Below are 20,107 nucleotides of genomic sequence, written 5' to 3' on the forward strand. Positions count from 1 at the left end.
TGCCTCCGCCTCAGCCACCCCTGGCCCCACCCCTGCCGCGACCTCCCGCCGTCCCTGACCCGCCCAACCCGCCGTGGATCTTGGTGCGAAATCGCCCCTATCGGGGCCGTCCGAGTCCAAGATCCGGGCAGGTTGGGTGGTGGGTGGGGGACGGGGGGAGAGGGGGAGAGGGGAGAGGGGGGTGGGGGGTGGGGGGGATTTGAGGGACTGGTTGGGAATCACCCGATAGTGTCGCTAATTGTGAGAGCTTCCGCGCTTACGGTGGCGGTGACTGTCGCGCTCCTGGCGACGCCGCTGGTGCCCGTCGTCGACGCCCACGCGGCAGCGCCGGTTCCGTGTCCGCGCTCGGCGCCGCCCGCTCCCGGCCCCACACCACCTGTGACGCCCTCCCCGGACCCGGTGCAGCGGGCCGTCGGCGGCCCTCGGCTGGCCACGTCCGGTCTGGTGGTGCCGCCCGGGGTACCGAAACCGCCGAAGGTGGCCGCCACCTCATGGCTGGTGGCCGACCTGGACACCGGTGAGGTGCTGGGTGGCTGCGGTCCTCACGAGTACGCGACCCCGGCCAGCGTGCAGAAACTGCTGCTGGCCGCGACCATGCTCCCGAAACTTGATCCGGCCGACGTAGTCACCATCACCGCGGGTGATCTTGACATTGAACCGGGGAGTTCCGCGGTGGGGCTGGTGGCGGGCGGTCGGTACCGGGTGGAGACACTCTGGCTGGGGTTGCTGCTGCGCTCGGGAAACGAGGTGGCGAACGCGTTGGCCCGCCTCGGCGGTGGTGCCGACGGCATGGCCGGCGGGCTACGGGCGATGAACGAGCAGGCGAGACTGCTCGGCGCGTACCAGACCCACGCGGCGACCCCCTCCGGACTGGACGGTCCCGGGCAGTTCACAAGCGCGTACGACCTGGCTCTGATCACCCGGGCCTGTTTCGCCGACGCACGTTTCCGGCGCTACGTGGCCACTCGCGAGGCGAGCATCCCGGCCCAGCCGAGACAGCGCGCCAAGGGATTCACAATCGACAACGACAACCAGTTGCTCTACCACTATCCCGGCGCATTGGGCGGCAAGACCGGCTACACGGACCTGGCCCGACACACCTACATCGGGATGGCCGAGCGGGGCGGACGTCGGCTCGTGGTGACGTTGCTGGGTGCGGACGTGATCGACAAGCGGGGCTGGCAACAGGGTGCGGCCCTGCTCGACTGGGGATTCGAGCTGCCTCCGGCGGCCTCGGTGGGAGTGCTGGTGAGCCCGGGTGCGGCCACCGCCTCGGCCCCACCTGCCGCCGTACCCCCGCAGGCGTTGCCCGGCGGCGCGTCCGGGGCCGAGACATCGCGCTCGGCGATCCTGGCCGGTCGCCTGCGGTCGGTTTCCCTGATCGGCCTCGCCGTCGGGGTGACGCTGCTCGCGGGCGGTCTGGTCGGCCGCCGTCGCCGCCGGCACCGTACCGCCGGGACGCGTGCCGGTCGGCGTTGAGGTGATGCGGCGACGGCACTGGTCGAGGCGCGACCCGGCGCGGACGGCGGGCACGCCGCCGCGCTCGGCATCGTCGCGCTCCCTCGCCCGGCTGAGCCTGACGGCGACGGCGGCGTTGGCGGTCATGGCTGTCGGCTGCGGACGGGACGACGAACCGGAGCCGGCACCGCCACCACGTTCGCCGTCAGTGTCGCCGGGCTTCGTGGTGCTGTCCGATGTCGACCATCGCATCCTCACCGACATCCGGTACGCCACGGCGTACAACTTCATCGGCCGCCGCGTCGACGGCTACCAGGAACCCCTGTGCCTGCTCACCAGACGCGCCGCCGAGGCGCTGCGCCGGGTGCAGGAGGCGGCGCTCGCCGTCGGCCGCAGCCTCAAGGTGTACGACTGTTACCGCCCGCAGCGGGCCACCGAGGACTTCCTGAACTGGGCCGGCCAGCCGGGGCAGGACGCCATGAAGGCCGAGTTCTACCCTCGGGTGGCCAAAGCGGAACTGGTCGACCGCGGCTATCTCGGCGCACCCAGCGCACACAGCCGGGGCAGCACCGTCGACCTCACCCTGGTCGACGTGCCGCCGCCCGAGCAGGCCCGCTTCGAACCCGGTCAACCGCTGCTGGCCTGCACCGCCCCACGTGCGCAGCGTTTCCCCGACAACAGCGTCGACATGGGTACCGGCTTCGACTGTTTCGACCCGCTGTCGCACACCGACTCGGACCGCGTCGGACCCGTCGCCGGTGAGAACCGACGGCAACTGCGGCAGCTGATGACCGACGGTGGTTTCGTCGGCTACGACCGGGAGTGGTGGCACTTTCGCTACCGCGACGAACCCTGGCCGGACACCTACTTCGACCTGCCGGTGACCCGTTCCTCGGCCGGCTGACAACCGCAAGGTTGCCGCAAGCGACAGAACGCAGCGTCTCTCAAATGGACGGTGCGTGGTGGGTGAGAGGGCGGGACGGTGGCCGGCACCACTGTGGGGTCCGGTGAGGTGTGGGTTGCGCTCATGTCGGCGGTGACGCAGGTCACGCTAGCGTCGCCGTACGCCGACACCACCGCCGGCGCTCACCGGACCCCAGGGAGCGTCATGATCAGACCTGTCTCGCGGCTGCTCGCCGCCGCCGTCGCGGCTCTGCTGCTCACCCCGGTGGCACCCGCCCACGCCGCCGACACCCCGCACACCAAGAGTCCCGTGTCCGGAAGCCTGTCGACCTACCGCATCTCGGGTGTGTACGTCGCCGGCGTCTCCTCCGGCGCCTACCTGGCGGGCCAACTCCAGGTGGCCTACTCGAAGCGGATCAGGGGAGCGGCGCTGTTCGCTGCCGGCCCCTACTACTGCGCGCAGAACAACGTCGCGCAGGCGCTGTACGGCTGCGGCGACAACATCTACCCGACGTACCTGAGCGCGTTGCAGTCGTACACCCGGACCTGGGCCGGGTACGGCTGGGTCGACCCGGTCAGCGGGCTGTCCGGCGAACCGGTCTACGTGTTCCACGGTGGATCCGACGGCACCGTGAAGCGGTCGGTGAGCGACGACCTGGTCCGCTATCAGCAGCACTTCGGTGCCAGCGTCCAGTACGACAGCGGCTCGGCCGCCGGCCATGGCTGGGTCACGCCCTACGGCACGGTGGGCTGCACGGCCACGGCCGCGCCGTACCTCAACGACTGCGGCACCGACCCGCAGCACACCTTCCTGCGCAAACTCTTCGGTTCGGTGCAGCCGCCGAACACCGGGCCGCTCGGCGGCACGCTGGTGCGGTTCAGCCAGAACAGCTTCGCGCCGGGTGGCTGGGCCAACGGCCTGAGCATGGACGCCAACGGTTTCGCCTACGTCCCGTCGTCCTGCGCCTCGGGAGCGAGTTGCCGGCTGCTGGTGGCGCTGCACGGCTGCCTCCAGGGCCACAGCCGGGTCGGCACCGCCTTCGTGGACCGGGCCAACCTCAACCAGTACGCCGACACCAACGCCACGATCGTGTTGTACCCACAGGCCATCACCGTGCCCAGCAACCCGAACGGATGCTGGGACTGGTGGGGATACCTCGGCGCCACCAACTACCCGATCAAGGGCGGCGCCCAGGTGGAGACGGTGATGAACATGGTGCGCCGGCTGGGCGGCTGAGCGCGGACTCCGTCGCCCCGTAGGCTGTCGCCCATGATTGCCGTACGTCAGCGCGCCGATGACGCACGGTGGGTGGCCGCGCCGGCCCCGGTGTCCGCACCGGGGCCGGTCGCACCATGAGTGGTACGCCTGTGCCGGCTCCGCGAGGCGGACGGGCGCGTACCACCAGGTTGTTCGGGTGCTGCGCCCGGCTCGCCGCGTCCCGCTCGTTCGAGATCGCCATCGTCGTGGTGATCCTCGCCAACGGGATCGTGCTCGGCCTGGAGACGTACCCCGATCTGGGGCCGGCGGGCACCGCGTTGCGTGCGTTGGAATGGGGCTTCCGGACGGTCTTCGTCGCCGAGATCACCATCCGGATCCTGGCGTACGGTCGCCGCCCGCAGGACTTCTTCCGGCACGGCTGGAACGTCTTCGACCTACTGGTGATCGCCGCGATCTTCATCCCCGGCCTGCACGGCGACTCGGCGCTGCTGCGGGTGGTCCGGGTGCTGCGGATCGTCCGGCTGGTGCGGTTCTCGCCCGGGCTGCGCACGATCGTCGCCGCGCTGTGGCGCAGCCTGCCCGGCATCGGCGGCTTCTTCGCCCTGGCTGTGGTGACGCTCTACGTGTACGGCATGGCCGGCTGGTTGATTTTCGGCGAGGTCTATCCGGAGCAGTACGGAGACATCGGCCGCTCCCTGCTGACGCTGTTCGTGCTGCTGTCGTTGGAGATGCTGCCGGACCTCATCGAGCAGGGGATGGAGTTCTCGCCCTGGACGGTGCTCTACTACGGCAGCTATGTGGTGATCACTGTCAATTTGCTGCTCAACATCCTGATCGCGGTCTTCGTCAACTCGATGGAGGAGGCGCGCCGGCTGGAGATGACCGAAGGGTTGGGCCCCGGCTACGACTCCGACGGTGACGGCGTCCCCGACGAGGTGGACCGGATCGCGATCAGTCAACGTCTCGACGACCTGCGTACGCTCATCGTCGAGCTCGAACGGGAGCTGCGCATCGACCGCGACGACGGCCGCCTCCGCCGGGTCGGCAAGGAATGACCACCTGCCGTCGCGTCCGTCTTTGATCAGAATCACGACGGGTGCGGATAACGGGCGTCACCGGATAGGGTCGTTACACCGTCTGATGATCTCTGGGGAGGCTGCGTGCTGGCACTGGTGGCGGTCCATGCGCTGACAGCGGTGATCGCCCCGAGGCTGGTGCGGCTGTGGGGGCGTAACGCCCTCTACCTGGTGGCGCTGGCACCGGGCGCGACGCTGGTCTGGGCGTTCACGCACGCCGCCGGGGTACGCGGCGGTGCACCGGTGGTCGAGACGGTGCCGTGGGTGCCGCAACTCGGGCTGGAACTCGCCTTCCGGATGGGCACGCTCTCCTGGCTGATGGTCGTCCTGGTCGGCGGGGTGGGCGCGCTGGTGCTGGCCTACAGCGCGCGTTACTTCCGCAGCGACGATCCCGGTCTCGGCCGCTTCGCCGCCGTCTTCGTCGCCTTCGCCGGGGCGATGCTCGGCCTGGTGGTCTCCGACGATCTGCTGCTGCTCTACGTGTTCTGGGAGCTGACCACCGTCTTCTCGTACCTGCTGATCGGCAGTGACCCGGCGAAACGGGCCAGCCGGCGGGCGGCCATGCAGGCGCTGTTGGTGACGACGCTGGGCGGCCTGGCGATGCTCGCCGGGTTCGTCATGCTCGGCCAGCACGCCGGCAGCTACCGCTGGTCCGAGATCGCCGGCAACCTGCCCGGCGGCGGATACCTCGCCGTGGCCGTGGTGCTGATCCTGCTCGGCGCGCTCAGTAAGTCGGCGATCTTCCCGTTCAGCTTCTGGCTGCCGGGTGCGATGGCGGCACCGACTCCGGTCAGCGCGTACCTGCATGCCGCCGCGATGGTGAAAGGCGGCGTGTTCCTGGTCGCCCTGATGGGGCCGGCGGTCGCCGAGGTCACCCCGTGGCGGCCGGTGCTGCTGACCGCTGGCGTGGTCACCATGTTCCTCGGCGGGTGGGCGGCGTTGCGCCAGACCGACCTCAAGCTGCTGTTGGCGTACGGGACGGTCAGCCAGCTCGGCCTGCTGGTTGTGATGCTCGGCGCCGGCACCCGCGACACCGCGTTGGCCGGAGCGGCCATGGTGCTCGCGCACGCCCTGTTCAAGGCCACCCTGTTCCTCACCGTCGGGCTCATCGACCATGCCGCCGGCACCCGGGACCTGCGCGAGCTCAGTGGGTTGGGCCGGCGGGCGCCGGTGCTCGCCGGGGTGGCCGCGCTCGCGGCGGCGTCCATGGCGGGCCTGCCGCCGATGGCCGGGTTCGTCGCGAAGGAGGCCGCCGTCGAGGCGCTGCTGCACGGCAGCGGGTCCGACCTGATGGTGCTGGCCGGTGTGGTGCTCGGATCGGCGCTGACCGTCGCGTACACACTGCGGTTCCTCTGGGGCGCCTTCGCCAGCAAGCCGGACACCGCGCCTTCCGAGGTGGCGACCGTGTCCTGGCCGTTCATCGCCCCGGCGGCGGCGCTGGCCCTCGCGGGCGCTGCGGCCGGACTGCTCGCCCCGGCAGTGGACCGGCTGCTCGCCCCGTACGCCGATCTGTATCCCAGCGCCGAGCCGGGTTACCACCTGGCACTGTGGCACGGGCTGACCCCGGCGCTGGGGCTGTCGGTGCTGGCGGTGGCCGGCGGCGCCGGGCTGTTCCACCTGTTGCGCCGCCGCGAACGGGTGCCTGCCGCGCTGCGGCTGCCCTTCGACAGCGCCACCGTCTACGCGCGGGTCATCGGTGGCGTCGACCGGCTGGCCGTGGAGCTGACCGGTGCCACCCAGCGTGGTTCGTTGCCGTTCTACCTCGGCGTCATCCTGGTGGTGCTGGTGCTGCTGCCCGGCGGGGCCCTGCTGATCGGTGCGCCCTGGCCGCAGCGGTTCCACGTCTGGGACACCCCGTTGCAGGGGGTGGCCGCCGCCGTGGTGATCGTGGCGGCGGTGCTGGCCGCCCGCGCCCTGCGCCGCCTCACCGCGATGATCCTGGTAGGCGTGGCCGGCTACGGCACCGCGCTGCTGTTCATCCTGCACGGCGCACCCGATCTGGCGCTCACCCAGTTCCTGGTGGAGACCGTCACCATCGTCATGTTCGTGCTGGTGCTGCGGCGCCTGCCGGTGCGGTTCTCGGAGCGGCCGATCCGCTCCAGCCGGCGTGGTCGCGTCGCGATCGGCGTCGCCGTCGGTGCGGTCACCGCCGGTATGGCGTACGTCGCCACGGGCTCGCGCCAGGCCATTCCGGTCTCGGTGGGCTTTCCCGACGAGGCAGTGTCGTACGGCGGTGGCAAGAACATCGTCAACGTGGCCCTGGTCGACATCCGGGCCTGGGACACGATGGGTGAGATCGCCGTGCTGGTGGTGGCCGCCACCGGTGTGGCCAGCCTGATCTTCCGCCGGGCTGGCGACCTGCACCGGCGGGCCGACATTCCCGGCGACGGCCGGGCCGGATACAACCGCCCACGGTGGCTGACCACCGGCGCCACCACCCGGACCCAGTCGGTGGTCCTCCAGGTGGTGACCCGGCTGCTGTTCCACGCGATCGTGCTCTTCTCCATCTACCTGCTGTTCAGCGGCCACAACGCCCCCGGCGGCGGCTTCGCCGCCGGCCTGGTCGCCGGTCTCGCGCTGGCCGTGCGCTATCTGGCCGGCGGGCGCACCGAACTCAACGGCGCGGCACCCGTGGACGCCGGTGTGGTGCTCGGCGCCGGGCTGTTCGTCGCCGTCGGTACCGGCGTGGGCGCGATGCTGCTCGGCGGCGAGTTCCTGCAGAGCGCGGTCCTCGACTTCCACCTACCGGTGCTGGGGCACGTCCACTTCGTCACGTCGGTCTTCTTCGACGTCGGTGTCTACCTGATCGTCGTCGGTCTGGTGCTGGACATCCTGCGCAGCCTCGGCGCGGAGATGGACCGGCAGAGCGAGACCGAGACCGAGAGCGAGACCGAGACCGCCGAGAGCAGGGAAAAGGAGCTGGTGTGAGCGCCAACCTCACCTACGTGATCGTGGTCGGAGTGCTCGTCGCCGCCGGCGTGACGCTGCTGCTGGAACGCAGCCTCACCCGGGTGCTGATGGGTGTCATCCTGCTCGGCAACGGTGCCAACCTGCTGCTGCTGACCGGCGGACGGGCCGGTGGAGCGCCGATCGTCGGCACCACCGATCCGGAGCAGATGAGTGATCCGCTGCCACAGGCGATGATTCTCACCGCCATCGTCATCACCCTCGGCATGACGGCGTTCCTGCTCGCCTTGGCGTACCGCAGCTGGCACCTCAACGGGCACGACGAAGTGCAGGACGACGTCGAGGACCGCCGGATCATGGATCTCGCGATCCGCGACGAGGGCCCGGGCACCGCCGACATCGAGGGCGGCACCGGTGACGGTGACGACGACGGGCCGGCCGGCGGTGCCCGTCCGGGCGTCGACGTGGTGGAGGCAGGTCGGGCCGGATGACGTACCTCGTACCGCTGCCGGTGGTGATGCCACTGCTCGGCGCGGCGCTGACGCTGCTGCTGCTCGGCCGTCCGCACGCCCAGCGGTGGGTGAGCCTCACCGTGCTCGCCGCCACCGTGGCGGTGTCGGCGGCACTGCTGGTGCAGTCCAGCCTGCACGGACCGCTGGTGGTGGAGGTCGGCGGCTGGGTCGCCCCGTTGGGCATCGTGCTGGTCGCCGACCAGTTGGCCGCGCTGATGCTGGTGGTCTCGGCCGCGGTGACGCTCTGCGTGCTGGTCTACTCGATCGGGCAGGGCATGGCCGACGGCCACGAGGAGACCCCGCTGTCGGTCTACCACCCGACCTACCTGGTGCTGACCGCCGGCGTCTGCAACGCGTTCCTCTCCGGTGACCTGTTCAACCTCTACGTCGGTTTCGAGATCCTGCTGGTCGCCAGCTACGTGCTGCTGACCCTGGGCAGCACGGAGAACCGGATCCGTGCCGGCACCACCTACGTGGTGGTGAGCCTGCTCTCCTCGGTGATCTTCCTGATCGCGATCGGCCTGGTCTACGCCTCGACCGGCACGCTCAACCTCGCCCAACTCGTCGACCGGTTGGACACCCTGCCGGACGACCTGCGCCTGCTGTTGCAGGGCATGCTGCTGCTGGCCTTCGGCATCAAGGCGGCGGTCTTCCCGCTGTCGGCCTGGCTGCCGGACAGCTATCCGACGGCGCCGGCCCCGGTCACCGCGGTCTTCGCCGGCCTGCTCACCAAGGTCGGCGTGTACGCGATCATCCGTACCGAGACGCTGCTGTTCCCCGGCGGACGCACCGCCACGCTGCTGCTGGTGACGGCGGTGCTGACCATGGTGGTCGGCATCCTCGGAGCGGTGGCCCAGTCGGACATCAAGCGGTTGCTGTCGTTCACGCTGATCAGCCACATCGGCTACATGCTGTTCGGGGTGGGCCTCACCTCGTCGCTCGGGCTGTCCGCGGCGATCTTCTACGTGGTGCACCACATCACCATCCAGACCACCCTGTTCCTCGCCGCCGGTCTGGTCGAACGCCGGGGCGGCAGCACCGCGCTGGACCGTCTCGGTGGCCTGGCCCGGCTGTCACCCGTGCTCGCCGTGCTGTTCTTCGTGCCCGCGCTGAACCTCGCCGGCATCCCGCCGTTCTCCGGGTTCCTCGGCAAGCTCGGCCTGATCCAGGCGGGCGTCGACGACGGGGGCGTGCTGGCCTGGATCCTGGTGGCCGGCGGGCTGGTCACCAGCCTGCTCACCCTCTACGCCATCGCCCGGGTGTGGAATCTGGCCTTCTGGCGGACGCCGCACGTGGACATGCCGGCCGCCGACGACGCCGAGCAGGCGGCCCGTACCGAGGGCGCGGTGGAGCCGGACCGTGGCGGGCAGTCAGGCGCTGTGCTGCCCAAGCTGATGATCGCGCCGACGCTCGCGCTGGTGGTGCTCGGCCTCGCGTTGACCGTGGTCGCCGGCCCGTTGTTCGACCTCAGCACCGACGCCGCCGACGACCTGCTGCGCCGGACGCCGTACGTCGATGCCGTCTTCCCGGGAGGTGCGCCGTGAGTTCCGACCCGATGACCCCGGCGGAGCCGAACGAGCCGCTACGCCCCGCGCTGAGCCGCACGGCCCGGCGGCGCAACCAGGTCATCGCGGTGACCGCGCTGGTCGCCGTCTGGGTGCTGCTCTGGGGCACCCTCTCCTGGGCCAACATCGTCGGTGGACTGGTGGTGGCCGCCGTCCTGCTTGCCGTGTTCCCGCTGCCGCCGGTGACCTTCGCCGGCCGCATCCACCCACTGCCGATGCTCCGCTTCTGGCTGCACTTCCTGCGCGACCTCGTGGTGGCCTCGGCGCAGGTCGCCTGGTTGGCCATGCGGGTTGGCCACACTCCGCAGAGCGCGATCATCGCGGCGCGACTGCGGGTCAACACCGACCTCAACCTCACACTCACCGCCGAGGCGTTGTCGCTGCTGCCGGGCAGCCTGATCCTGGAGGCCGACCGGCGGACTGGCACGCTCTACATCCATGTACTGGGCGTGACCAGCCGGGACGAGGTCGAGCGATTCCGCCGCGGCGTGCTGGAGCTTGAGGCCCGCATCATCGAGGCCATCGGCTCACCCGAGGAGTTGCGCCGCATCCGGGAGAATCCGGCTGACCGGGAAGGAGTACCCGCATGACCGCAGTCGCCGTGACCGTCACCGTGCTGCTCGCCGTGGCCGGCGGGCTCACCCTCACCCGGGTCATCCGCGGGCCGTCGATCCTCGACCGGGCTGTGGCCACCGATGTGCTGCTGGCCATCATCGTCGCGGCGATCGCCACGGAGGCCGCCTACAGCCGGGACGCCACCGCGCTGCCCGTGCTGGTCGTCCTCGCCGTGCTCGGATTCGTCGGCTCGGTCAGCGTCGCCCGGTTCGCCGCCCGACGTGACGACAACGCCACGTCCACCACCTCGGACGGGAGCCAGCCGTGAACCTGGACGTGGTGTTCGACGTCGTGGCCTCGATCTGTCTGATCGCCGGCGCGTTGCTCAGCCTGGCCGCCGGGGTGGCCCTGGTGCGCTTCCCCGACCTGCTCACCCGGATGCACGCGGCGGCCAAACCGCAGGTGCTCGGTCTGTTGCTGGTGCTGGTCGGATGCGCTCTGCGACTGCGTACCGGGGTGGACATCACCACGCTGGTGCTGGTCGGTGCCTTCTCCCTTGCCACGGCCCCGGTTGCCGCCCACATGGTCGGCCGGGTCGCGTACCCGCACGAGGACATCCGCACCGACCTGCTGGTCACCGACGAACTCGCCGCCCACCTGGACCGTGTCGCCGACGAGCGGGAGCACTCCGCGCCGGCCTGACCGGGCCCTCGACAGCTGGCAGCCCCGGTTCAATATCCATTGCGGGCGGCGCGGATCATGCCTAGCCTTTCCCGCATCAGGTCGATCACGACGGAAGCCGGAAGGAGTATGCCGTGCGAGAACTGAACCGCAGCCAGGTCGGTCGTTGTTTGTGGTGCCCCGCCGTCGCGCTCGCCGGCAGACCCGCCCTCCCGACGACCAGCAGGTAGTCCCGGCGCTCGGCGCGCCGCTGCAGGGCAGACCCTGACCGGCTCGGATTCGCCGACGATTCAGCGACCATCCCAACCGACCCCGGGCTGCCCCGGCATCTCTCACACCAACCCGCCACCCGCGCCCGCGCGGCCGTGGATCATGCAGTTGCGGTCTGTCCAAATCGGGGCAAAAGCTGCATTCCACCGACCACAGGTGCATGATCGGCGGGCTTCGCCTCAGAGACCAGGAGAACACCACCATGGGCTTCAGCCTGCTCGCGGGAACGCGGGCGCCGGTGCGGGTGTGGACCGACCCGTACGCCATCGAGCCGCAGGCCGCGCGGCAGCTGCGCAACATCGGCGCGCTGCCGTGGGTGCAGGGCGTCGCGGTCATGCCCGACGTGCACTTCGGCAAGGGCGCCACGGTCGGCTCGGTCATCGCGATGCGGCAGGCGGTCTCACCGGCGGCCGTCGGAGTCGACATCGGCTGCGGCATGTCGGCGGTGCGTACCTCGCTGACCGCCGACGACCTGCCCGACGACCTCGCCGGGCTGCGCCGGGCCGTGGAGGCCGCCATTCCGGTCGGCTTCGCGCAACGGGACGAGCCGGTGAACCCGCGCCGGGTACGGGGGCTGGAACAGCGCGGCTGGGACGACTTCTGGCGGCGCTTCACCGACCTGGACCGGCGGGTGGCGCAACTGGAGTCGCGGGCCCGTCGGCAGCTCGGCACCCTCGGTGGCGGCAACCACTTCATCGAGGTCTGCCTGGAACAGGGTGGTGCCGACGCCGGGCGGGTCTGGCTGATGCTGCACTCCGGGTCCCGCAACATCGGCAAGGAACTGGCCGAGCGCCACATCGCGGTGGCCCGCCGGCTGCCGCACAACGCCGACCTGCCCGACCGGGACCTGGCGGTGTTCCTCGCCGGCACGCCGGAGATGGACGCCTACCGCCGGGACCTGTGGTGGGCGCAGGAGTACGCGCGGCGCAACCGCGCCGTCATGCTCGCCGTCCTGATGAACCTGATGCGGGACCGGTTCCCGCAGATCACGTACGACGAGCCGATCAGCTGCCACCACAACTACGTGGCGGAGGAGACCTACGAGGGGGTGGACGTGTTGGTGACGCGCAAGGGTGCCATCCGGGCCGGCCTCGGTGACCTGGGCATCATCCCCGGTTCCATGGGCACCGGCTCCTACATCGTCCGTGGCTCAGGTAACGACTGGAGCTACCGCTCGGCCTCGCACGGGGCGGGCCGGCGGATGTCCCGGGCCCAGGCGAAGCGGACGTACAGCACCGCTGACCTGGCGGCGCAGACGTCGGGTGTGGAGTGCCGCAAGGACGCCGGGGTGGTCGACGAGATCCCCGGCGCGTACAAGGACATCAACGAGGTGATGGCGCAGCAGGAGGACCTGGTCGAGGTGGTCGCTCACCTCAAGCAGGTGATCTGCGTGAAGGGCTGAGGCGCGGTCGGCGCCCGTCGGGGGGCGGGCGCCGGCCGCACCCGTCGCCTGCCGCTGAGATCTCCGCGTGCCAGTCCGGAGCCTGCGCTTCGGAGAGCCGGTGCCAGGTCGCGCGGCCGCCCCGCAGGGGCCAGGCGCGGCTGGTGCCGTAACCGGTTCCGACCCCGCTCAGCTCGCGGGCGAAACGGCGGTGCACGGCGGCGAGGGCGTCCGCCGCTCCGGGCGTGCCGGCGGCCACCTGGAGTCGTACGGCCTCGGTGGTCGTCGAGTAGCGGCGCACGGCGGTGTCCGTGTCACCGTCGACCTGATGCTGGCCCACCGAGGAGAGCCGGAGCAGCGGTGGCTGTCCGTCCTCGGCGAGCGCGGCGACGAGCCGATCGTGACCGTCCAGCACGACGTGGCAGTCGAGGCCGCTGATCCACCACAGCAGGACCGGCGGCAGGACACCCTCCCGGAACTGCTTCCGATACGCCTTGACCCGCGCGGAGCCGGGGCCCGCCAGCGGGCGGAGCGGCAGGATCTGCCGGTGCCGGTCCCCGCCGAACCAGTCGATCCAGCCCCGGTCATGCGGCAGCGGAACAGGGGTCGGTCGCTGCGTCGCGCCGACGTCCGGGTATCCGTCGTCGCCGCGGATGACCCAACGGCCGGCATGCAGTGGGCCTGCGCCGGTCCCGGTCAGCGCGGTAGCGAAGTGATGAGCCCACCGAGCCAGCCAGGCGCCGCCCGCGTCGGCGGCCCCGACGACCGCCGCCCGAGCCGCGCTCATCGGCGGCACCGGCGGGCGGTGATGGCCCGTTGACGCATACGCGACGCCGAAGTGGTCATCAGCCACACTGGCCAGCAGCAGGACCGCGTCGCCACGCCGCAGCACGAGCAGGCCACGCCCGGCTGCCTCCACCCGCAGGGCCGGTCGGTCTGGCTGCCCGACGTCGAGAACCAACGCCTGCCACGCCCCCTCCGCGCTCGAGGCGGGAAGGTTTGTTCTGCGCACCACGGACGTCTCGGCCACGGACCCATCATCGGTCACCCCGGGAAGCCGTCGTCCACTGATTTCGCCGGGAGGTGGCATCGGCGCGGACCACGGCGAACAACGTCGAAAACGGTTTGACAGCGCACATATTCTGATCCTCCGTACTTTCGGCGGACCGTGAGTGTCGAGGGGGCCCTGCCCACTCGACACTCAGGAGCCGCAATGCGCCGGGCGCCCGCTCTCACCGTCCTCCTCGGCACCGTCTTCCTGGACATGCTCGGGCTCGGCCTGATCGTGCCGGTCGTGCCAGCCCTGATGACCTCGATCACCGAGGACGTCGCCGCAGCTGTCTTCTGGTCCGGCCTGCTCGGCTCGGTCTACGGGCTGCTCCAGTTCGTGGTCTCGCCGCTGCTCGGGCGGCTGTCCGACCGCCACGGTCGCCGTCCGGTCCTGCTCGCGTCGTTGACCTGCCTCGGCGTCGACTGGTTGGCCCACGCGGCATCGCCAAGCCCGTGGACCCTGCTGGTGTTCCACGCTGCCGCTGGTGCCTGCGCGGCGACGTACACCGTGGTCAACGCCTACATCGCCGACGTCACGGAACCCGGGTCGCGGGCCCAGGCGTACGGGCTGATCGGCGCCGCGTTCGGGCTCGGCTTCGTCGCCGGTCCGGTCCTCGGTGGCCTGCTCGGTGCCGTCGACGTACGCCTGCCCTTCGTCGCCGCCGCCTTACTCTGCTTCGCCAACGCCGCGTACGGCTGGTTCGTCCTGCCGGAGTCACGACCCGGTGACCCGAGCACCCCGGTGACCCTGCGGCTGGCGAACCCGATCGGTGCCATCGCTGCCGTCCTGCGCCGACCGGTGCTCGGCCGCCTCGCCCGCGCCCGATTCTGCGCCGACGTCGCCCGGATGACGCACCAGTCGACCTGGACGTTCTACCTCACCCACCAGTTCGCCTTTAGCACCACCCAGATCGGGCTCGTGCTGGCCGTATCCGCGCTCGCCGGCGTGGTCTACCAGGCCCGAGCCGTGGGACCGGTGGTGCGCCGTCTCGGCGACAAACGTGCCGCGGTGCTCGGCAGCCTCCTCGGTGTCGCCTCGCTCTGCGGTACGGCGTTCGTGTCGGTGCCGTGGCTGCTCTATCTCCTGTGCGCGGTCGGCGTGCTCGGCTCGCTCGGCGGCGCCGCCGCACAGTCGTGGATCTCCCGCAGCATGCGGGCCGACGAGCAGGGCACCGTGCAGGGCGCGCTGACCGGCATCGGCGCCGTGGCGGAAACCGTCGTGCCGATCACGGCCGGATTGGCGTTCGGCTGGTCGCTGACGTACGCGTCACCGGGCTTGGTTTATCTCGGCGCGGCCGTCATCGCGGCCGGGTCGGCGCTGCTGCTGGCCGCAACGCCCGACGTCGCGCCAAGAGCGATGAAGTAGGTCAAGTGTCGGTCGGTCGCCACAGCCAGCGCAGCGCGTCGGGTAGGAGGACTCCACCGTGGTTGGGGTTGTGGCCACCGTCGCCGAGCACGAGCCGGAAGTCGTATCCTGCCTCGGCCAGGGCGGCGGCGACGCGCAGATTGTGGGAGAGCCAGTTGCGGCGCGGCTCGTTCCAGTGCAGATCCCGATGACCGGCCTGCATGAAGACGCGTAGGGGCTTGCGGGCTTCGTTGGCGACGAGTTCCGGGTACGGGTCCCCGCCGGGCATCTGGGCGAAGCTGGACAGGTAGCACACCACCCGCCGGAACCTGTCCGGGCGCAGCCAGGCGACGGTGAACGCGGCATTGCCGCCGCTGCTGCCGCCACAGATGGCCCATCGGTCCGGATCATCGGTGATCGAGTAGCGTGCGGTGACCTGCGGGATGATCTCGGTCAGCAGGAAGGTGACGAGGCGGTCGTCGAACGCGTCGTACTCGACGTTGCGGTTCCTCGGCTGCTCGGCGTTCACGAGGATGCCAGGGTCGACGAACAGGCCGACAGCGGCCGGGATGTCGCCGCGGTGGATGAGATGGTGTGACCGCTCGGTGTGCTCTGCTGTCGGTGCGAGTCGGGGCCGTGGTGGTAGCGGACGTCCGACTGATCGATGGCGAGGGATCGGAACGGCACCTCAACTGTCACCCGGCGACGCTACGAGCCGTCGTCGTGTCGGGCAACGACATTCGGCATCGGAGCGCGACAGCAGCACGATCCTGGGGCCGCGCACCGGCCTCGGCCAGCCGGATGCCGGTACTGAGCCCGGCGACTCCGGCACCGAGGACGACAACGTCCGGACGTACGGTCATGAAGGCGCCCTCACCGTCGCGGTCGTCAGGGCGGTGATGGCGTGACGGACGCGGCTGGCCGCTGCCGGGTCGTCTCCGTCGGTGAGGGCGATGTGGTGCAGGACCCCGACCACCGCCACCGCCAGCGCCTCGGTGTCGGCGGCTGCGGGTAGCCGTCCGATGTGTCGCTCGGCGGCCAGATAGTCGACGACCGCGCGTTCGAGGGCGCGCAGCGCGGCGCTTCCGCTGCCCAGCACCGCTTCGACGGCCTCCGTGAGGATCGGCCGGTAGGCGAAGAGCCGGGTGACGGCGAGCAGCGTGATCATCGGGGTGGCGAGCAGCGTCTCACTGAGATTCGCGTCGAGGGTGCCGGTGCCGGCGCGGTCGGGAAGCCCGGCCACGGCGGCGGCGATCTGGAAGCTCCGGTCGACCGCGTAGCCGGTCAGGAAGTCGTCGAAGCTGGCGAAGTGGGCGAACAGCAGCCCCGTGGCGACGCCACCCTCCCGCGTCACGGCCCGGCTGGTGAGCTGGCTGGGCCCCGCAGTCGCGATCAGGCGTTCCGCGGCGGCGAAGAGGTGCTGCCGGGGCTCGGTGATGGCGACTCCGCGTGGCATGCCGGCAGTCTACGCATCTTGCGCCCGGATGAGCATACGCTCATCATGTTTGAGCAAACGCTCATACCTGGGGGTCTTAATGAAGCGAACGGTGATCGTCGGTGCCGGCATAGCTGGTCTCGCCACCGCCCTGCGACTGGCACGCGACGGGTGGCAGCCGATCGTCGTGGAACGTGCCCCGGTCCGGCGCAGTGGTGGCTACCTGGTGAACCTGCTCGGCGGGGGCTATGACGCCGTCGAGCGGCTCGGTCTGGTTCCCGCCCTCGCCGAGCGCGCGCTGGGCCTGTTCACCACCGTGTTGGTCCGATCGGACGGTCGGCCGAAGCTCACGGTGCCCTCGGTCGTCGCGGAGGCGGCACTGGGCCCCCGCACCTTGACGGTGTTCCGGGGGGATCTGGAGGACGTGCTGTACGAGGCGGTCCGCGACCGGGTCGACCTGCGCTTCGGCACCACCGTCGACTCCGTGGAGCAGGAAGCAGACCGGGTGGTGGTCAGGCTCAGCGACGGCACCACCGAGGAGGCCGATCTGCTCGTCGGTGCCGACGGCGTGCATTCCGCGACCCGGACGACCCTGTTCGGCGGCGGTCATCGGGTCGACCTGCCGTACGTGGTGGCGGCCTTTCCGCTAATCCGTCCGCCCGAGGCCGTGCCCGCGTCGTCTGCCACCACGTTCATCGGTCCGGGACGTACGGCGGCAATCGTCAACCTGGGCCCGCGACGGTCCTCGGCCTTCTTCACCTACCGTTGTGCGGAGCCGGGCCGGGAACTGCGACGCGGGCCGGTGCCCGCGTTGCGCGCGGCCTTCGGGGACGTGGCCGGCGGCGTACCCGAGGCACTGCGTGACCTGGAGGCCGACCCGGTGAACGCCTACTTCGACCGGGTCAGCCAGGTCATGCTGCCGCAGTGGAGCGTCGGTCGCACGGTTCTCCTCGGTGACGCGGCCTGGTGCGTCAGCCTCTTCGCCGGGCATGGCGCGGCCCTGGCGCTCGCAGGTGCCGACCAACTCGGCACCGCCCTGGGGCGACACGGCGACGACGTCCGGTCGGCGCTGACCGAGTGGGAGACCGGCCTACGCGCCGAGGTCGTCAAGCGGCAGGCGCTCGCCCGCCGGGGCATGTACCAGTACGCGCCACCGAGTCGCCTGCACGTCTGGCTGAACGAGGTCACGATCCGGGCGGTCACCCTGCCCGGCATCCGTGGCCTCGTCCGTCGCGGCATCGAACGCCAGAACCGGTGACCGCGCCGCCGATCCCGGCGCGCGGCCGGTCAGCCGTACGGGTCGAAGGGAATCCCGGCCGGCTTGGCGGCGTTGAGCAGGTACTCGAACGAGCCATCCTTGATCTTGATGGTGGCGGCGCCGAAGTCGGCGTCCATCAGCCGGGTGCGCAGCTCGGTGCTGGGCCAGCCGTTCCAGTCCACCACGGGTGGGTAGTGCCAGACGTGGTAGTGGTTCTCCGGCGGCTCGTCGTTGTTGTTGGCGAGGCGGAAGAAGTGCGTCGACGCGCCGTCCTTGTGGTAGACGACCTTCGGGTGCGTGCCGTCGAACCGTACCTGGGCGCGCGGGTAGGTGCGCCGGCTGCTGTGTTGGGTGGTGCTGACGTACTCGACCCGGTTGGCCGCCTGGTCGACCCAGGAGATGACGTGCTCCCAGTCGTGCCGGTGGCCGCCGAGACCGCTGCCGTGCACGGCCTGGTCCTTCTCGAAGTAGCTGGCGTAGACGATCGCGCACCAGCCGTTGTTGCACTTGGACCGGGCGTACGTCTGCGACATGTCCAGGTCGGAGCGGTCCCGGCAGCTGCCGTTGATCGCCCCGGTGGTCCGTAGCCCGCCGTTGATCGTGCCGTCCGGGCTGATCGCGGAGACGGCGTAGCAGCCGTCGGTGTCGTAGTCGTAGGCGGGCGAGAACGACGACTCGTAGCCGCCGGCGTTGTGCGGCAGGTTGGGCAGTGAGCTGGCGTGAGCCGGTGCCGCCGGGACCAGCACGCCCAGGACGGTTAGTCCGGCGACGAGCCGGCCCAGCCCTCGCCGGCCATGGCTACCAGACCGGCGCGGCGGTTGGCCGGTGGCGAGCGTCGGCGGGGGAGAGGACGGTGATGACGCAGATTTCATGGATATCTATATCGCATGTCCGGGTGGGAGGGTCAACGCCAAATATGAGGACGGCTCATTAACGGTCGGTGGGCGGCGCTCACCGACCCGGTGGACGGTGGGATCACGCCGTGGGGCACCGGCCGAGCAGAATCGGCACACCGTCGCCGGTCAGGTCGGCGCAGTAGGCCCGCCGCCCGGTCATCGCCATCGTCAGCGCGAGCGTGCCACCGGACACCAGCGGCCCGGAACCGGTGGCGAAGGGGCCGTCCGTCGCCGCCAGGCGCAACCCATCGATCCGACCCTTGGCCGGCACGGTGAGGTCGGAGCCGGCGAAGTACTCCGCTACCCGGGTGACGGTCTCGATCGGGTACGGGCGCTCCAGCCCCAGAGGGCGGCGGATGTCCTCGCCGTGCACGACCTGCTCGCCGAGCATCGCCACCACCGGCAGGGGTGGCTTGGTGGTGCTGGTGACGATCCCGCGGAACCTGTCGAGGGTGTCGTCGGGGGTGTCGCCCAGTTGCTCCCGGAGTCGCATGAGCACCTGCCGGTCGAAGTCCCATCGGCATCGGATCACGCCCAACATCCAGCGCGCGGGGTTCAGGCTCGCCGCCGCGGTGAGATGGGCGAGGACCTCACGCACCGTCAGACCTGTGCAGAGCGACGGAGTGGCCCACCGGTCGGCGGTCAGGCCGGCGAGGTCGTCGGCCAGTGCCGCCCGTTCCGCGTGGACCAGCGACCAGACGGCGGTGCGGTCACGTTTCGCAGTGTTCTCGGTCATGCAGTGAACCTCCTGTGGTGGCCGCCGTCACGTCGTGCGATCGGGGTCCGACGAACGGCCCAGCCGTGCCGTGTCGAGAGAAAGACTCCGGCCGTAGGGCAGAATCGTCGCTCGTGACCGGCCCTCCTTGCGAGGCGGCTGCCGGGGTGACCGCCCCAGGTCGAGGATCCCTGCCGCCCTCGCTCGACACCATCGCTACCCGCTAGATCACCAGGGTGTCCTCGCGGCCGGTGCGGCGGCGGACGTGACCACGCCACCCGGCGAGCAGGGCGATCAAGGTCCAGCCGCTGACGCCGAGCAGGAGCGCGATCAGCTTGCCGCCGGAGTCGACCCGGTCGGCGTCCTGGAGGGTGAGCTCCCCGTCCGGGTCGGTAAGCACGGTGAGCCGCTCGCCGATCCGGTAACCGGGGTCACTGCCCTGGTAGACAAGCGGTTCCGCAAGGGGCCCGGTCGCGCCCGAAAGGGTGAAGGTGTGCCGGCTGCCGTCGGCCTGTGCGTCGACGACGGTGACCTCCTGGCGTACGCCGCGCTGTTCGAGCGCCAGGTCGGGGGCGAGCTGCACCGAACCGACGAGGACGAAGAGGGCCGGGAGGAGGGAGAGGAAGGCCAGCCAGGCCGCCCGGTGCAGGAGGCGGACGGCGAACACGAAGGCCAGCGACAGGACGATGCCGGTCCCGATCGCGACAGCCCTGGTGCCGGCGGCGGCGTACCCGATGCCGGTGTTGAGCCCGGCGATGACGAACCCTGACAGCACCAGCAGCGCCGTCCGGCGGGCCGAGGCAGCGGCCGTCCAGGCACCGGCCATCCCGGTCACGGCGTTCGCAGACACGTCGGAGATCGTAGCCGCGGTCGTCGAGATC

Annotated in this window: 19 protein-coding genes; 13 read left to right on the forward strand and 6 right to left on the reverse strand. The window is 70.8% G+C overall.

Features of this window, described 5'->3' with window-relative positions; translation table 11 throughout:
- Positions 1 to 240 precede the first annotated feature (240 nt).
- From ACN26Z_RS16395 to ACN26Z_RS16445, 11 genes are all read left to right on the forward strand, one after another.
- Positions 241 to 1,479, forward strand: coding sequence for a D-alanyl-D-alanine carboxypeptidase family protein (locus tag ACN26Z_RS16395; RefSeq protein WP_421464662.1), 1,239 nt, complete (start codon positions 241 to 243; stop codon positions 1,477 to 1,479).
- Positions 1,463 to 2,362, forward strand: coding sequence for a M15 family metallopeptidase (locus tag ACN26Z_RS16400; protein WP_421462087.1), 900 nt, complete (start codon positions 1,463 to 1,465; stop codon positions 2,360 to 2,362). Before ACN26Z_RS16395 ends, ACN26Z_RS16400 begins: the two co-directional genes overlap by 17 nt.
- A 204-nt stretch (positions 2,363 to 2,566) precedes the next feature.
- The gene (locus ACN26Z_RS16405; RefSeq protein ID WP_421462088.1) at positions 2,567 to 3,598 is read left to right on the forward strand and encodes a poly(3-hydroxybutyrate) depolymerase; all 1,032 of its coding nucleotides are present in this window, start codon (positions 2,567 to 2,569) and stop codon (positions 3,596 to 3,598) included.
- Between the two features lie 116 nt (positions 3,599 to 3,714).
- Positions 3,715 to 4,635, forward strand: a complete 921-nt coding sequence (locus tag ACN26Z_RS16410) for an ion transporter (protein WP_421462090.1) — start codon at positions 3,715 to 3,717, stop codon at positions 4,633 to 4,635.
- 105 nt (positions 4,636 to 4,740) lie between these two features.
- On the forward strand, positions 4,741 to 7,584 hold the full coding sequence (locus tag ACN26Z_RS16415) for a Na+/H+ antiporter subunit A (RefSeq protein WP_421462092.1): 2,844 nt from the start codon (positions 4,741 to 4,743) through the stop codon (positions 7,582 to 7,584).
- Positions 7,581 to 8,054, forward strand: coding sequence for a Na(+)/H(+) antiporter subunit C (locus ACN26Z_RS16420; protein ID WP_282238532.1), 474 nt, complete (start codon positions 7,581 to 7,583; stop codon positions 8,052 to 8,054). The genes ACN26Z_RS16415 and ACN26Z_RS16420 overlap by 4 nt, the downstream gene beginning before the upstream one ends.
- Positions 8,051 to 9,619 carry a Na+/H+ antiporter subunit D gene (locus tag ACN26Z_RS16425; protein ID WP_093402309.1) on the forward strand — a complete coding sequence of 523 codons (1,569 nt, stop codon included), beginning with the start codon at positions 8,051 to 8,053 and terminating at the stop codon, positions 9,617 to 9,619. The genes ACN26Z_RS16420 and ACN26Z_RS16425 overlap by 4 nt, the downstream gene beginning before the upstream one ends.
- The gene (locus ACN26Z_RS16430) at positions 9,616 to 10,230 is read left to right on the forward strand and encodes a Na+/H+ antiporter subunit E (RefSeq protein WP_421462095.1); all 615 of its coding nucleotides are present in this window, start codon (positions 9,616 to 9,618) and stop codon (positions 10,228 to 10,230) included. The genes ACN26Z_RS16425 and ACN26Z_RS16430 overlap by 4 nt, the downstream gene beginning before the upstream one ends.
- The gene (locus tag ACN26Z_RS16435; protein ID WP_093402310.1) at positions 10,227 to 10,523 is read left to right on the forward strand and encodes a monovalent cation/H+ antiporter complex subunit F; all 297 of its coding nucleotides are present in this window, start codon (positions 10,227 to 10,229) and stop codon (positions 10,521 to 10,523) included. Before ACN26Z_RS16430 ends, ACN26Z_RS16435 begins: the two co-directional genes overlap by 4 nt.
- The gene (gene mnhG / locus ACN26Z_RS16440; protein ID WP_282238530.1) at positions 10,520 to 10,897 is read left to right on the forward strand and encodes a monovalent cation/H(+) antiporter subunit G; all 378 of its coding nucleotides are present in this window, start codon (positions 10,520 to 10,522) and stop codon (positions 10,895 to 10,897) included. The genes ACN26Z_RS16435 and mnhG overlap by 4 nt, the downstream gene beginning before the upstream one ends.
- Positions 10,898 to 11,348: 451 nt before the next feature.
- Positions 11,349 to 12,548 carry an RtcB family protein gene (locus ACN26Z_RS16445; RefSeq protein WP_421464663.1) on the forward strand — a complete coding sequence of 400 codons (1,200 nt, stop codon included), beginning with the start codon at positions 11,349 to 11,351 and terminating at the stop codon, positions 12,546 to 12,548.
- Here the strand turns inward: ACN26Z_RS16445 and ACN26Z_RS16450 are convergent.
- On the reverse strand, positions 12,520 to 13,557 hold the full coding sequence (locus ACN26Z_RS16450) for a hypothetical protein (RefSeq protein WP_421462098.1): 1,038 nt from the start codon (positions 13,555 to 13,557) through the stop codon (positions 12,520 to 12,522). The two genes, ACN26Z_RS16445 and ACN26Z_RS16450, sit on opposite strands and share 29 nt — an antisense overlap.
- A gap of 183 nt (positions 13,558 to 13,740) precedes the next feature.
- Between ACN26Z_RS16450 and ACN26Z_RS16455 the strand changes: the two genes are divergently transcribed.
- Positions 13,741 to 14,943: an MFS transporter gene (locus ACN26Z_RS16455; protein ID WP_421462099.1), complete on the forward strand. Its 1,203-nt coding sequence runs from the start codon at positions 13,741 to 13,743 to the stop codon at positions 14,941 to 14,943.
- A gap of 1 nt (position 14,944) precedes the next feature.
- Here the strand turns inward: ACN26Z_RS16455 and ACN26Z_RS16460 are convergent, their stop codons facing one another.
- Together ACN26Z_RS16460 and ACN26Z_RS16465 are read right to left on the reverse strand one after the other, a co-directional pair.
- On the reverse strand, positions 14,945 to 15,598 hold the full coding sequence (locus ACN26Z_RS16460) for an alpha/beta hydrolase (RefSeq protein WP_421464664.1): 654 nt from the start codon (positions 15,596 to 15,598) through the stop codon (positions 14,945 to 14,947).
- Between the two features lie 183 nt (positions 15,599 to 15,781).
- Positions 15,782 to 16,378, reverse strand: a complete 597-nt coding sequence (locus tag ACN26Z_RS16465) for a TetR family transcriptional regulator (protein WP_421462101.1) — start codon at positions 16,376 to 16,378, stop codon at positions 15,782 to 15,784.
- 79 nt (positions 16,379 to 16,457) lie between these two features.
- Between ACN26Z_RS16465 and ACN26Z_RS16470 the strand changes: the two genes are divergently transcribed.
- Positions 16,458 to 17,615: an FAD-dependent oxidoreductase gene (locus ACN26Z_RS16470; protein WP_421462103.1), complete on the forward strand. Its 1,158-nt coding sequence runs from the start codon at positions 16,458 to 16,460 to the stop codon at positions 17,613 to 17,615.
- A 29-nt stretch (positions 17,616 to 17,644) separates the two neighbouring features.
- Here the strand turns inward: ACN26Z_RS16470 and ACN26Z_RS16475 are convergent, their stop codons facing one another.
- The 3 genes from ACN26Z_RS16475 to ACN26Z_RS16485 all read right to left on the reverse strand — a co-directional run bounded on the left by ACN26Z_RS16475 (position 17,645) and on the right by ACN26Z_RS16485 (position 20,076).
- Complete coding sequence (locus ACN26Z_RS16475) at positions 17,645 to 18,361, reverse strand: NPP1 family protein (protein WP_421462105.1); 717 nt, start codon at positions 18,359 to 18,361, stop codon at positions 17,645 to 17,647.
- A gap of 229 nt (positions 18,362 to 18,590) precedes the next feature.
- Positions 18,591 to 19,247, reverse strand: coding sequence for a maleylpyruvate isomerase family mycothiol-dependent enzyme (locus ACN26Z_RS16480; protein WP_421462106.1), 657 nt, complete (start codon positions 19,245 to 19,247; stop codon positions 18,591 to 18,593).
- Positions 19,248 to 19,449: 202 nt separating this feature from the next.
- Positions 19,450 to 20,076 (reverse strand): hypothetical protein, encoded by a 627-nt coding sequence (locus ACN26Z_RS16485; protein WP_421462107.1) that lies wholly within the window; start codon positions 20,074 to 20,076, stop codon positions 19,450 to 19,452.
- Positions 20,077 to 20,107 lie beyond the last annotated feature (31 nt).

The sequence above is a fragment of the Verrucosispora sp. WMMD703 genome (genome assembly GCF_049178935.1).
GTDB lineage: Bacteria > Actinomycetota > Actinomycetes > Mycobacteriales > Micromonosporaceae > Micromonospora > Micromonospora sediminimaris.

Bases quoted from the DNA above. Each gene is read 5' to 3' on its own strand.
- ACN26Z_RS16405 (WP_421462088.1), top strand. From the start codon at position 2,567: ATGATCAGACCTGTCTCGCGGCTGCTCGCCGCCGCCGTCGCGGCTCTG.
- ACN26Z_RS16410 (WP_421462090.1), top strand. From the start codon at position 3,715: ATGAGTGGTACGCCTGTGCCGGCTCCGCGAGGCGGACGGGCGCGTACC.
- ACN26Z_RS16425 (WP_093402309.1), top strand. From the start codon at position 8,051: ATGACGTACCTCGTACCGCTGCCGGTGGTGATGCCACTGCTCGGCGCG.
- ACN26Z_RS16435 (WP_093402310.1), top strand. From the start codon at position 10,227: ATGACCGCAGTCGCCGTGACCGTCACCGTGCTGCTCGCCGTGGCCGGC.
- ACN26Z_RS16445 (WP_421464663.1), top strand. From the start codon at position 11,349: ATGGGCTTCAGCCTGCTCGCGGGAACGCGGGCGCCGGTGCGGGTGTGG.
- ACN26Z_RS16455 (WP_421462099.1), top strand. From the start codon at position 13,741: ATGCGCCGGGCGCCCGCTCTCACCGTCCTCCTCGGCACCGTCTTCCTG.
- ACN26Z_RS16465 (WP_421462101.1), bottom strand. From the start codon at position 16,378: ATGCCACGCGGAGTCGCCATCACCGAGCCCCGGCAGCACCTCTTCGCC.
- ACN26Z_RS16470 (WP_421462103.1), top strand. From the start codon at position 16,458: ATGAAGCGAACGGTGATCGTCGGTGCCGGCATAGCTGGTCTCGCCACC.
- ACN26Z_RS16480 (WP_421462106.1), bottom strand. From the start codon at position 19,247: ATGACCGAGAACACTGCGAAACGTGACCGCACCGCCGTCTGGTCGCTG.